Origin of the sequence: Nonomuraea basaltis (assembly GCF_005893125.1) — a bacterium.
Taxonomy (GTDB): Bacteria; Actinomycetota; Actinomycetes; order Streptosporangiales; family Streptosporangiaceae; genus Nonomuraea; species Nonomuraea basaltis.
On record NZ_VCJS01000075.1, the window covers coordinates 44723 to 55737 of the forward strand.

10 protein-coding genes and 1 pseudogene are annotated in these 11015 nt (G+C 68.4%); 6 read left to right on the plus strand and 5 right to left on the minus strand.

Going from position 1 to position 11015, the window contains the following annotated elements; translation table 11 throughout:
* Positions 1-124 precede the first annotated feature (124 nt).
* A complete protein-coding gene (locus tag EJK15_RS31435) occupies positions 125-1621 on the plus strand; it encodes a hypothetical protein (RefSeq protein WP_138714105.1) in 1497 nt (498 codons plus the stop codon).
* A gap of 44 nt (positions 1622-1665) precedes the next feature.
* Here the strand turns inward: EJK15_RS31435 and EJK15_RS31440 are convergent, their stop codons facing one another.
* From EJK15_RS31440 to EJK15_RS31455, 4 genes are read right to left on the minus strand one after another with little or no spacing between them, the layout of a single operon-like run.
* Complete coding sequence (locus EJK15_RS31440; RefSeq protein WP_138714106.1) at positions 1666-2286, minus strand: response regulator; 621 nt, start codon at positions 2284-2286, stop codon at positions 1666-1668.
* Positions 2283-3491, minus strand: a complete 1209-nt coding sequence (locus tag EJK15_RS31445) for a sensor histidine kinase (RefSeq protein WP_138714107.1) — start codon at positions 3489-3491, stop codon at positions 2283-2285. The genes EJK15_RS31440 and EJK15_RS31445 overlap by 4 nt, the downstream gene beginning before the upstream one ends.
* Positions 3492-3526: 35 nt before the next feature.
* Positions 3527-5341 (minus strand): hypothetical protein, encoded by a 1815-nt coding sequence (locus EJK15_RS31450; protein WP_138714108.1) that lies wholly within the window; start codon positions 5339-5341, stop codon positions 3527-3529.
* On the minus strand, positions 5326-6093 hold the full coding sequence (locus EJK15_RS31455) for an ABC transporter ATP-binding protein (RefSeq protein ID WP_138714109.1): 768 nt from the start codon (positions 6091-6093) through the stop codon (positions 5326-5328). The genes EJK15_RS31450 and EJK15_RS31455 overlap by 16 nt, the downstream gene beginning before the upstream one ends.
* Before the next feature lie 315 nt (positions 6094-6408).
* Between EJK15_RS31455 and EJK15_RS31460 the strand changes: the two genes are divergently transcribed.
* Positions 6409-6834 (plus strand): DUF4158 domain-containing protein, encoded by a 426-nt coding sequence (locus EJK15_RS31460; protein ID WP_138714110.1) that lies wholly within the window; start codon positions 6409-6411, stop codon positions 6832-6834.
* On the opposite strand, the pseudogene EJK15_RS31470 reads toward EJK15_RS31460, so the two are convergent.
* Positions 6818-7320, minus strand: a pseudogene (locus EJK15_RS31470) (transposase); the annotation flags it as partial. The gene EJK15_RS31460 and the pseudogene EJK15_RS31470 sit on opposite strands and share 17 nt — an antisense overlap.
* Before the next feature lie 672 nt (positions 7321-7992).
* Here EJK15_RS31470 and EJK15_RS31475 point away from each other — a divergent pair.
* The 4 genes from EJK15_RS31475 (at position 7993) to EJK15_RS31490 (ending at position 10813) form a co-directional block, all read left to right on the plus strand.
* Positions 7993-8472 carry a hypothetical protein gene (locus EJK15_RS31475; RefSeq protein WP_138714113.1) on the plus strand — a complete coding sequence of 160 codons (480 nt, stop codon included), beginning with the start codon at positions 7993-7995 and terminating at the stop codon, positions 8470-8472.
* A 55-nt stretch (positions 8473-8527) separates the two neighbouring features.
* Positions 8528-9529 (plus strand): hypothetical protein, encoded by a 1002-nt coding sequence (locus tag EJK15_RS31480; RefSeq protein ID WP_138714114.1) that lies wholly within the window; start codon positions 8528-8530, stop codon positions 9527-9529.
* A gap of 394 nt (positions 9530-9923) precedes the next feature.
* The gene (locus EJK15_RS31485; protein WP_138714115.1) at positions 9924-10424 is read left to right on the plus strand and encodes a hypothetical protein; all 501 of its coding nucleotides are present in this window, start codon (positions 9924-9926) and stop codon (positions 10422-10424) included.
* A 248-nt stretch (positions 10425-10672) separates the two neighbouring features.
* Positions 10673-10813 carry a hypothetical protein gene (locus EJK15_RS31490; RefSeq protein WP_171074639.1) on the plus strand — a complete coding sequence of 47 codons (141 nt, stop codon included), beginning with the start codon at positions 10673-10675 and terminating at the stop codon, positions 10811-10813.
* Positions 10814-11015 lie beyond the last annotated feature (202 nt).

The window sequence follows — 11015 nt, forward strand, 5'->3', positions numbered from 1 at the left end:
TCGAGGCCCCCCGCTCGCCGGGTAGCCCCGGTGCATTGCTGCACCGAGGCCCCCTCAGAACCGTGCGTGCCACTCCTCGCGGCACACGGCTCAAGCAAGCCCCGAAGGGCGGTTCAGGTTCGCTGTGCTGGGCTCCTGCGACGCCGGGCGAGGTAGCTCCGGTGGCAGGAGGCGTGAACAAGGCGGGTCTGGTCACCGTCCGGCGAGCCGGGTCGCCCGTGATGCTCTCGGCAAGAACCCCGAAGGGCTCCGCCACGACAAGATCGGCAGCACCGGATGGGAACTGGCCCGCGCCTGGCTGACCGCCACCGGCATCACCGGCCTGCTCATCGACCGCGCCAACACCCTGCCCCTGGAGCGCATCGCGGACCTGATCGCCCTGGCCGACGACCTCGGCGCGTGGCTGTGGCTGATCTGGAGCGGAGACGAACCCCTCGGCCCGACGATGAAACTGATCGTCGAAACCGGCTATCCCGATCAGGTGATCCGCCCGCAGGATCTGCCCGACGTGCTGCCGCTGCCCGCACCCGGCCGACCCGAGCATCGCGAACCGTGGCCCGCCTTACCGGCCGCCGACTTCACCACCTTCCGCGCCGCCTGCCGCCGCCACCTAACCCCGCGCGCCCCTGCCAAGGCCCGATCCTCATCCCGCCGCACGCCCGGCACCTGCTCGCCGCCCACCAGGCCTTACGCCGCCGGCAGAACGCCGCCGACGACGAGCCGCTCTTCCTCAACGACCACGACCCCACCCGCAGCCCGGCCACCGTCTTGCTGCAGCGGACCATCCGCACCTGCGGCCGGCTCAACCTCAACGCGCCCTGGCTGCACCGCGACCCCTGCAAGTACGGCGCCGACGTCGGCCTCACCCCGCGCTCCCACGCTGTCGCTATGGGAACTGGGCGACCTCCTCGGCATCCACCCACATCACCTGCACACCGGCGACGTCCCTGACGGCCTGACCGTCCTCCCCGCCAAGGTCATCATCGAACTGGCCCGCCGCCTCGATCTGCACCCCGCCGACCTCATCGAGGCGCTCGACCCACCAACGCCCGCCCGAACAACCACCGCAGCCGACACCGAACAGCCCGACCTCAACACCGACGCCCTGACCGTGCTCACCGCGCTGGCCACCACCAGCATCCCGCTCACCGCCGACGAACTCGCCGCAGCGCTGGGCTGGACGCTCGAACGGGTGACCACGGCGCTGAGCCACGCGCACGCACATCCCGCTCTTGCCGGCCCCGTCGCGCTCCGCCGCGTTCCCCCGCACAGCTGTACCGTCTCCGCCCGGCTGGACGTCCTCACCGACGACCAGCGCCGCGCCCTTGCTGACAACGTCCGATACCGCGCCCCGCTCGCCGATGAGGAGGCCAATACGCTGCTGGCCGCCTACGTCTTCCACGGCCGCGGCGACTACGAGGTCTGGCGGCAAGACCACCTCGACGCTGAACAGGCGCTCAAGGACGGCGGCCTCCTCCACAGCCAAAACGGCCCCCACCGCGTCAGCCTGGACTCTGACGTCCGCTTCAGTCTCGACCACCGCCCCAACGCGCCAGGCGACATCCACGCAGCGCAGGATGACTCACCGACCGTCCGCCCGGGTTCATCAGAAGCGTGGTGACGGAGTGTCACCCTCGCTGATATCAAGGGCGGGCTGTTGGTCGACTATCTGAGCAAACCTCGTCGATAACCCTCGCCGACGGCGGCGGCGCGGTCGCGGACGCCGAGTTTGTCGTAGATGTGCAGCAGGTGGGTCTTGATGCTGGCCTCGCTGATGAAGAGTTTGGCGGCCGCCTGGCGATTCGAGGCGCCGTCGGCGACGAGGGCGAGGACTTGGAGTTCGCGGTCGGTAAGGGCAGCCTTGACCGGTCTGCGCACCTGGCCCATCAGGCGGCCGGCGACGGAGGGGGACAGGACCGGCTCGCCGGCGGCTGCGGCGCGGACGGCGCGCAGGAGTTCGTCGGTGGGGGCGTCTTTGAGGAGGTAGCCGGTGGCGCCGGCTTCGATGGCGGGCAGGACGTCGGAGTCGCCGTCGAAGGTGGTCAGGACGAGCGTCTTGATGTTGGGGTGGGAGTGGCGCAAGGCGGTGATGGCGGTGACGCCGTCCATTTCGGGCATGCGCAGGTCCATGAGGACGATGTCGACCTTGAGGGCTGCGGCGCGGTCGATGCCTTCGAGGCCGTTGGCGGCTTCGCCTGCGACGTGGATGTCGGGTTCGGCTTCGAAGGCGGCGCGCAGGCCGTCGCGGACGATGGGGTGGTCGTCGACGATGAGGAGGCGGATCACCGGGGGTTTCCTTGGAGCGCGGGGACGGTGGCGCTGACGGCGGTGCCCTCGCCGGGTCTGCTCTCGATTTCGAGGGAGCCGCCGACGCCGCGCAGGCGTTGTCTCATACTGCTGAGGCCGAATCCCTTGCCGTTGGGGTTGTGGATGCCGGTGCCGTCGTCGCGGATGTCGAGCAGGACGACGGCGCCGGTGTAGGAGAGGGTGAGGCCGGCGCGAGTGGCGCCCGCGTGTTTGGCGACGTTGGCGAGGGCTTCCTGGGCGACGCGGAAGAGGGTGACCTCGATGGCGGGGCTGAGGGGGACGCGGTCGCCGGTCACTTCGACGTGGAGGTCTACGCCGGTGGTCTGGCTCCAGTTGCGGGCCAGGGTAGTCATGGCTTCGGGGAGGTGGGCGTCTTCGAGCTGGTGGGGCTGCAGGGCGGCGACGGAGCGGCGGGCTTCGGTGAGGCTGTCCTGGGCGAGGTTGAGCGCGAGTTTGACGTGGGTGTCGGAGTCCTCGACGCGTTGGGCGGCACGTAGCTGGGTGATGATGCCGGTGAGACCTTGGGCGAGGGTGTCGTGGATCTCGCGGGCCATGCGCTGGCGTTCGTCGAGGATGCCGGCCTGGTGGGCTTGGGTGAGGAGCTGCGCGTGGAGGTCGGCGTTGCCCTCCAGCGCGGTCTGAAGGTCGCTGACTGCTTTCCGGTATTTGCGCTGCCGGTCCTCGATCTTGATGCCTGCGATGGAGCCGCCGCCGATGGCGACGGTCTGCACGGCGATGATCGTCAGATAGAAGGCGATGAGCTGGATGGTGGCCTGAGACCAGTCGAGCGTCGAGCCGTACAGGACGAAGGAGGTAGCGGCGACGGCGGCGAAGGTCCACTTGGAGGGAGCGAAGTGGGCGGCGAGGAAGAAGCCGGAGACGCAGTAGATGAGGAAGATGGGGTCGTGGAAGGCCAGCAACGCGGCGGTGGCCAGGATACCGGCGAAGTGGATGGTGACGACGACCCGGCGTCCGCGCACGGCGGCGGGCAGGAGGGTGTGAGTGCCGACAATCCAGGCGAGGGCCAGGGCGGTGAGCGCGAGAGTACGGAGGATCCCGTCCTCGGGCTGGTCGGGTGAGGCCAGGCTGATGACCAGGGAGACGGCGAGGGTGATGAAGGGGACGATCTCGACGACGCGCTCGAAGCGCCGCTCCCAGGCGGAAGGCGGGAAGGGGTCGTTCATCCGGGGCCTGCCCCTTCTCTCGGTATGGACGGGTTTTACCTGGTCGCGGCAGACGAGGATGAGTTTAGGCGCATGGGGATCAGGATGGCGTAGCCGTACATGAGCAGCCCTAGGGCGATCATGAAGATGATGGTGGGCCATTGCCAGATCGGTGGGAGATGAAGGGCGAGGAACCATGAGCGGTTCTCGATGCCGAAGATCTTCATGACCATGGGCACGAGACCTTGGGGGAACAAGGGAAGCCAGGCGATGGTGTAGCTGATCGTGACGCCGATGCGGTGCTGGATGGGCAGGTCCGCGGTGGTGGGTTTGCCGGCCTGGGGTGCCGGGCCATGCTTCATGAGGTTGAGCAGATCGATCCCGTGGCTCTCGAGCCTGCGGTAGGCGATCCTGCCGAGTCCCCAGGCGCTGAGGGCGCCGGTCAGCACACCGGTGACGATGCCGGCCCAGGGGTTGAGGAGAATGGCACCGGCCGCGGGCAGGGCGGTGGCGGGGACCGCGACGAGCACGAGCCAGGCGAGGCTGGTTTCGGCGGTTTCGTCAGCGCCGGTGCTGAGCGGGTTGCCGCCGCGTTTGTGGGGGTCGGTGCCGGGGACGAGCGAGGTGACGGCGAGCAGGACGATGAGTCCGGCGCCGCCGCCGAGGAGGGCGGGGAGCAGGCCGAGCACCCACGGCCAGGCCCACACCTGGCCGCTGACCAGAGTGCCGGCCAGGGACAGGAGCACTGCGGCCGGCCCGACGATGAGGAGCCACGCCAGCTGGCGTCCACGTACGTCGGCGCGTTCCGCACCGGGGGTCATGAGGGTGAGCCAGAGAGCGGTCCCGTCGGCGCCGTAGAGGTTGGCCGAGGACGCGGCGGCCATCACGATCGCGATGAGTCCCGTGAAGGGGACCATGATCCAAGCGTCGATGGTGACGAGCAGGAGAGGGGTGACGACGGCGTAGGAGAAGGCGGTGGCAAGGAGCTGGATGCGGACGAGATCGCGCCACCAGACACGCAATTCCTTGGCAGCGGCGACACGGGCGCCGCTGGTGGTGGGGAAGGGGCGGGGCGTGCCGCGGCGGGGCGGCACACCGCCGCGTGCGGCCGAGACGACGCGCCGCGACAGCAGGCCTGCCCAAGCAGCCAGGAGAAGGGCGATCACACCGGCGTTGGCCACGAGGATGGCCAGGGCGAGGAGCCAGGGGGCTTCGATGGCGGCCACACCCCATCCGGAGGGCAGGACACGGACCAGGACCTCAGACCAGGCGCCGGTGCCGCCCAGAGCTGCGACGGGCGCCCAGCCGTTGCTGCACAAGGCGATGGCGGTGCCGGTCACGATGCCGACGGCCGCCGCGGTGGCACGGGATCGGACGAACAGCCCGATGAGCGCCACGATGACGCGGGAGATCATCACCATGGTAATGAGCGTGGTGACGGCTGCAGCCAGGCCGATGAGCACCCCGGCCGGGCCGAAGCGCCAGCCGTACACGGGCAGGGACAGCAGGGCGATGAGATTCACCGCAGGCGCGGGACCCGCGAAAGCTCCAGCGAGCAGCGCCGCCGCTATCCGGCCCGGCGCGGCCGGGAGCATGGAAAAGTATTCGGGACGCAGGGCCTCGCTGCCGCCCCCGATGAAGATGGGGCCGAAGATCCAGCCGGAGAACCACACCGTCAGGGTGAGGGGCAGGTAGGCGGGCCACAAAACGGCGACGGCGATCGTTCCGAACGCCAGGATCAGTCCGGCCGCGACGCCGGTGTAGAGGTTGGAGGCGTTGTCGCCGCGCAGGGAGTTGCGCATGAGTGCCAGCCGCATGCGGATCATGTGCTGTGCCAAGGCACCTGGGCCGAGGGTCAGGAGGTGAGCCACGCCAGCCCCTCCGTTCCTCCGGCGCGGGCGCCGACGAGGTCGACGAAGGCCTCCTCCAGGGTTGCGGCGCCGCGTACGTCGGCCAGCGGCCCCGCGGCCGCGACGCGGCCGTCGGAGATCACGCCCACATGGTCACAGAGCTGCTCGACGAGGGCCATGACATGGCTGGAGATGATCACCGAACCGCCGTTGGCCGCGAACCTGCGCAGGATGGCCCTGATCGTGGCCGCGGAGACGGGGTCGACGGCCTCGAAGGGCTCGTCCAGAACGAGCAGGCGGGGCGCGTGCAGGAGGGCGACAGCCAAACCGATCTTCTTGCGCATGCCGGTGGAATATTCGATGACCAGCGTCCGCTCCGCGGAGTCGAGTTCGAGGATCTGCAGCAGCTCGTCGGTGCGTTCGGCGATGACGGCGGGCTGCAGCCCGCGCAGCAGGCCGAGGTAGGTGAGAACCTCGCGGCCGGTGAGCCGTTCCGGCATGGCGTTGCCGTCGGGCAGCACGCCGATCAGTGCCTTGGCCTGGACGGTGTCACGCCAGACGTCGACGCCGAAGATCTCGGCGCTGCCGGCGTCGGGGCGGAGCAGGCCGACGGCCATGGCCAGGGTGGTGGTCTTGCCAGCGCCGTTGGGGCCGACCAGACCGTAGAAGGATCCGGCGGGGACAGTGAGGTGGATGTCGTCGACGGCCAGGTGGTCGCCGAAGGCTTTGCGGAGTCCGGTGGTGCGGAGGGCGGGCTCCTGGTGTGTTTGCATGCCTTGAGAATCGCGCGGGGCGGGGGGTGGCGGATCGTCCGGCCGGAGAGCGGGATGGTGGATTCCGGCATCAACCGATCGGTTGATGCCGGAAGGGGGCGACCCGCCTACCGGAACCGAAGTGCCGACTTGCCAATCGGTATCGGCACTTCGCGGGTTCTTGGGATACCGCACAGCATGTATGTCCAGGATGGGATCCGATTCGGGGAAGGAAAGTGCCGCCTCCGCATGTTCTCGGCACTTTCCCTGCAGGCATGCCCGCGGCGGCCGCCAGGCCGCCATCTTCCTTGAGCGTAGAAGAGGGATCGGCACCCCGTGGCGCGCACCCTGGATGAAGGCGAGCTGATCGAGCACTGGCTGCTGATCGGCAAGGAGCCGGACCTGCTGACCGGCCGGACCGGCCCGTCCAAGCTGGCGTTGGCGTTATGGCTGAAGTTCTTCGCCCAGCACGGACGTTTTCCCGAGGGCCGCTCCGAACTGCCGGACGAGGCGGTCGCGTTCGTCGCCGGCCAGGTCAAGGTCTCCGCCGCCGAGTTGGGCCTGTTCGACTGGGAAGGCCGCACCGCCGAGCGCCACCGGGCGCAGATCCGCGCGTTCCTGGACTTCAGCGAATGCACCGTGGCCGATGCCGAGCGGCTGACGCATTGGCTGGCCACCCAGGTGTGCGAGCGGGAGCGCCAAGCCGATCGAGTGCGTCAGGCGCTGCTTCAGAGCTTCACCTCCCCATCACCTGCTCGGTGATCCGTGAGACGGTCTCGGCCGACAGCCGGGTGCCATAGATCTGCTCCAGGTGGTGCACGATGTCCCGGACGCTCATCCCGTGCGCGTACAGCGAGATGACCATGTCATCCAGGCCACCGGAGACCCGGCCCGCCCGCTTGGGCACCAGCACGGTTCGAAACTCCCGGCCCGATCCCGCAGCACCGCCAGCCGAACCGGCCCCACCCCGGTCTGCACCGTCTTGCCGATCTTCCCGTTGCGGGCGTTCCCGACCGCCGCACCGGCACCCTGTTCATGCCGGGTGTAGCCCAGATGCGCGGTCAGCTCGGCCTCCAAGGCCCGCTCCAGCACGACTTTGACCAGATCACCGAGCATGCTGCCCTCGCCGGTCAGCCGCAGCCCTCCCGCCTCATCCCGGGACCGGACCAGCAGCTCATCCAACAGCCGATCATCGATCAGCTCCCGGATCGGGCGACGTTCCCGCTGCTCACCGGCCACGCCCCTCACCGTAGACCGGACTTCACCCAGCGTGGTCGACATTTGGTCGCCGACACCCTCGATTGCCGACATGACTCTCCCCCGAAAGTGGGCCCCCCGCCCACAGATCACTTGCTTCCCAGCAAGATCACTTCCCACACCTAGAGGGATACCCCCGGGGAACCAGTCCACTTGATGGTGCCAGCAGCAGCCTCGGGGCGATTGCGGGGGAATGAGCCAAGGGGCGATGCGCCGGAGCCTTCGGCGCGCCCAGACCCAAGGGCCGATCATGCAGTCGGGACCTCGAAGGTCGATGGGCAGGGGAAGTCGGGTGCCAGTTCGCACCCCACTTGGAATACAGGTAACCCGGGGAGGCCGATGCCGCCTGAGGTGCGGCGAGAGCCGTAGTCGGTGGATCACGCCAGTGACCGAACCCTCGCGAGTAGACGGTGTCGTCGTCCTGAGGGAGCTGCGAAGCGGGGGGTCCGGCCGTTCGGCCGCCTTGCGCTCTCCAGGGGTGCGGCTGCGCCGTGGGGACTCCCAGTCGTCGTGGCCGGGTCTGTCCAGGGACACGGCCGGGTGGTGTGCGTGGCTGGTCGCCGTTACGGCCGAACGGGAACATACCGCGGATATACCGCACCTCCCTATATTTGCCCTTTGTTCGCAACCGAATCATCCTCGGCACGAGAGGGCACAGCGCAAATGGCAAGCATCCTGCGGAAGACCGCGATCTTCGGAACTCTGGGGCTGGCGTTGTCGATCATCCCGGCGGCCACCGTCTCGGCCTCGGCAACCAGCGGGCAGCGGGAGCTCTACGACAGCAAGTGCGCAGACGACGACACCGACTACGAGTACTACGGGATCCTCAGGGTTTTCTACACGCCGGACAGCAACTCTGACGTTGACCATGTCGACAACATCAAATACTTCCTGGGCACCGAGAACGGCCGGAAGCTCGGAAAGAAGAGCAACGTCAGATTGAGGATTCGCGAGTCCCTGCCCGATCGGCCCGACAAGACGCTGTGGGAGTGGGAATCCGGAGACGACATCAAGCCAGGCTGGCACTCCAAGCAGCCCTACAGGAACGTGGCCTACAAGAAGAGGTGGCACGTCGACGCCAAGTTCACCTTCGACGTTTCCGGCGTCGACCCACGGAGCGTCTGCACCACCAACAAGGCCTGACACCACGTGACGGGGGTGCCGCGGCACCCTCACTCGCCTAGGAGAGGCATCTGTGATGTCCCGAGCCGTGCTCGCCCTGCTGGTGTTCCTGACCGGCTGCAGCACCGCGACCGCTCAGCCCGACGCGCGGCCCCCGGCGATCGTGGCCGTGTCCGCGGAGGGCGCCGTGGTGGCCGACAACCGGGGCGAGGCGTTCTACGGGCTGGACCGGGCGGGCAGGGAGGTCTGGCGGGACACGGCGGCCTACTCCGAGGGTGCCGACGTGGTCTGCCAGGCGCGCTGCCCCGACCCGGTGTTCTCCGGTGCGGCAGAGGGCCCCGATCCTGAGCCGCGTTCCCTCTCCGGCGCGTTCGCGAAGTCCGATGCCCTGATCAAGCGGGTGTTGACGGCACGTGATGCCTCCGACGCGGTGATCGTCGAGAGCGACGGCTCGGAAAAGGGCAGGCTGCGGCTGATCCGGCCAAAGGGCAAGGAGAAGCGCATCCCGGTGGACAGCGGCTTCTCCTGGGCGGAGGACGCGTCCAGGACGATCGCGGTCGCGTCCACCGGGAAGCAGGTGCTGTGGTTCCGGCACGATCGGCGGGGCTGGCGCGAGACCTCCCGCAACACGATCGGTGAACCGGCCAGGGCGATCTGTACGTCGGGCACCACTGCGGTGGTCACGGGGGAACGCGCCTACCTGCTGACCCCCTCGGGCAAGCCAGTGCCGATCACCACCAGCCTCGAAGCCGTCGCCGGATGCGCCGCCGGGACGAAGGGCCTGGTCGTGTACGCCCACTGGAAGGACGGCAAGGACAGGCGGTTCACCGGCATCCGAGGTGTCGACCCCCTCGGCAAGCAGACGTGGACACGCGAGATCGCCGACGAGGCGCAGATCCGCGCCCATCCCTCCGGCGCAACCTTCGTGATCACCTACGGCGGGACGGCCGAGGTGGTCGACGGATCCGGCCGCTCGGTGGCCACGCACCCGGGCACCGCCTCTGCCGCCTACACCGCCGACGGCGCGCTGGCACTCCTGACCACCGCAGGAAAACTGCGCTGGGTACACGCCTCTTGACGACTTCTGTAATGCAGTTCTAATGTCATCGTCACATTCCTAGACGACGTCTACATATGTGACACTCTTCCGCTAAGGAAGACATGATCATTAAACTGCGTTCGTTTCTGCTGGCCGCAAGCGTGATCGTGGCCTGCAGCGCGTGCACGGTCGCAAACAGTGGCGGATCGGCCGCGGCCGGGCTGGTCCGGATCGCGCTGCCTGAAGCACCCCCCAACCCTGGAAGCCTGCGACTCCACACTGACCGCGACCGGCCGGGTAACCGGGCTCACGACGCGCCACCACGAACAGCGCCCTGCGATCGCTCTTCGGATTCGCGAAGAAGCGCGGCCTGGTCTTCTCCAACCCGACGACCGGGTTGAAGGGCCGCCCAGCGGACTTCGCCCTGCTCCCGATGACCGACGAGGAGATCCGGGCCACCGAGCAACAGGCCGATGACCTCGCCGGACGAGTCATCATCGCCCTGGCCGCCGAGAACGCCGCACGCACCGGCGCCATCCGGCACCTGACACTCGACGACCTCGACCTGGCCAACCGGCGCATCACCCTTGCTGGCCGCCGCCAACGAGTGGGCGATCTCAGCTATCGAGTACTCCGCCGCTGGCTGCGCCACCGCCGCACCACCTGGGCGCACACCCACAACCCCCACGTCCTCATCAGCGACAAGACCGCCCACGGCACCGCCCCGATCAGCCAACAATTCGTGACGCTGCGAATGAACCGCGCCGGATGCAGCGTCGACCGGATACGCAAGGACCGCATCCTGCACGAAGCTGTCGCCGGAGGGGCGGACCCGCTTCATCTGTCGTTAGTCTTCGGGATCTCCCACAACACCGCCGCCAGATACTCCGCCGTCGCCGAGCACCTACTTGCTGATTTCGACGGTGAGAAGTAGCAGCGTTTTCGGTCAGTCAGTTTGGACAGCGCTTGCGCCGGTGGCGGGCCAGAAATGTCGGTGAGAAGTAGCAGCGCTCCTCGCCCCCAACGTCCTGGCGGGCCTGGCCGCCGACCCCGACGACAGAGTACGGAAGCGAGCGGCGGCCAATCCCAGCCTGGACACGGAGCTCGCGCACCAGTTGACCACCGACCCCGCCAACGACGTTCACGCCGAGCTGGCTGCCAACCCGCACTGCTCGCCCCGGCGTGCTGACGATCCTGGCGCGCCGCCACTACGGCTGGAACGTCCGCGTAGCCGTGGCCACCAATCCCGAATGCCCGCTGGATCTGCGGCGCGGGCTCGCCACCAAGGATCGGTCTCGGACGGTTCGGGAGCGTGCCTTCTAGGACAATTTCGTGCGTGAGCGTCTTCGCCTCACCCCTGGGCTCGACAAAGGTCACAGACCATGACCACCGTCTATCGCTGGGCGGTGGGTGGGAAGTTCCTTCGGAGTCGGCCCGCCCCGCAGCAGAAGATCCCACATGCCGGTCAGGTTATCCGGTGCCACCAGCACCGGGGTCGGCCAGCGTGACCATCGTCTCGAGCAGC

What these genes read in the sequence shown, in the direction of transcription:
- EJK15_RS31445 (WP_138714107.1), bottom strand. Translation starts at nt 3,491, where the DNA reads ATGAACGACCCCTTCCCGCCTTCCGCCTGGGAGCGGCGCTTCGAGCGC.
- EJK15_RS31485 (WP_138714115.1), top strand. Translation starts at nt 9,924, where the DNA reads ATGACCGACGAGGAGATCCGGGCCACCGAGCAACAGGCCGATGACCTC.
- EJK15_RS31480 (WP_138714114.1), top strand. Translation starts at nt 8,528, where the DNA reads ATGTCCCGAGCCGTGCTCGCCCTGCTGGTGTTCCTGACCGGCTGCAGC.
- EJK15_RS31455 (WP_138714109.1), bottom strand. Translation starts at nt 6,093, where the DNA reads ATGCAAACACACCAGGAGCCCGCCCTCCGCACCACCGGACTCCGCAAA.
- EJK15_RS31475 (WP_138714113.1), top strand. Translation starts at nt 7,993, where the DNA reads ATGGCAAGCATCCTGCGGAAGACCGCGATCTTCGGAACTCTGGGGCTG.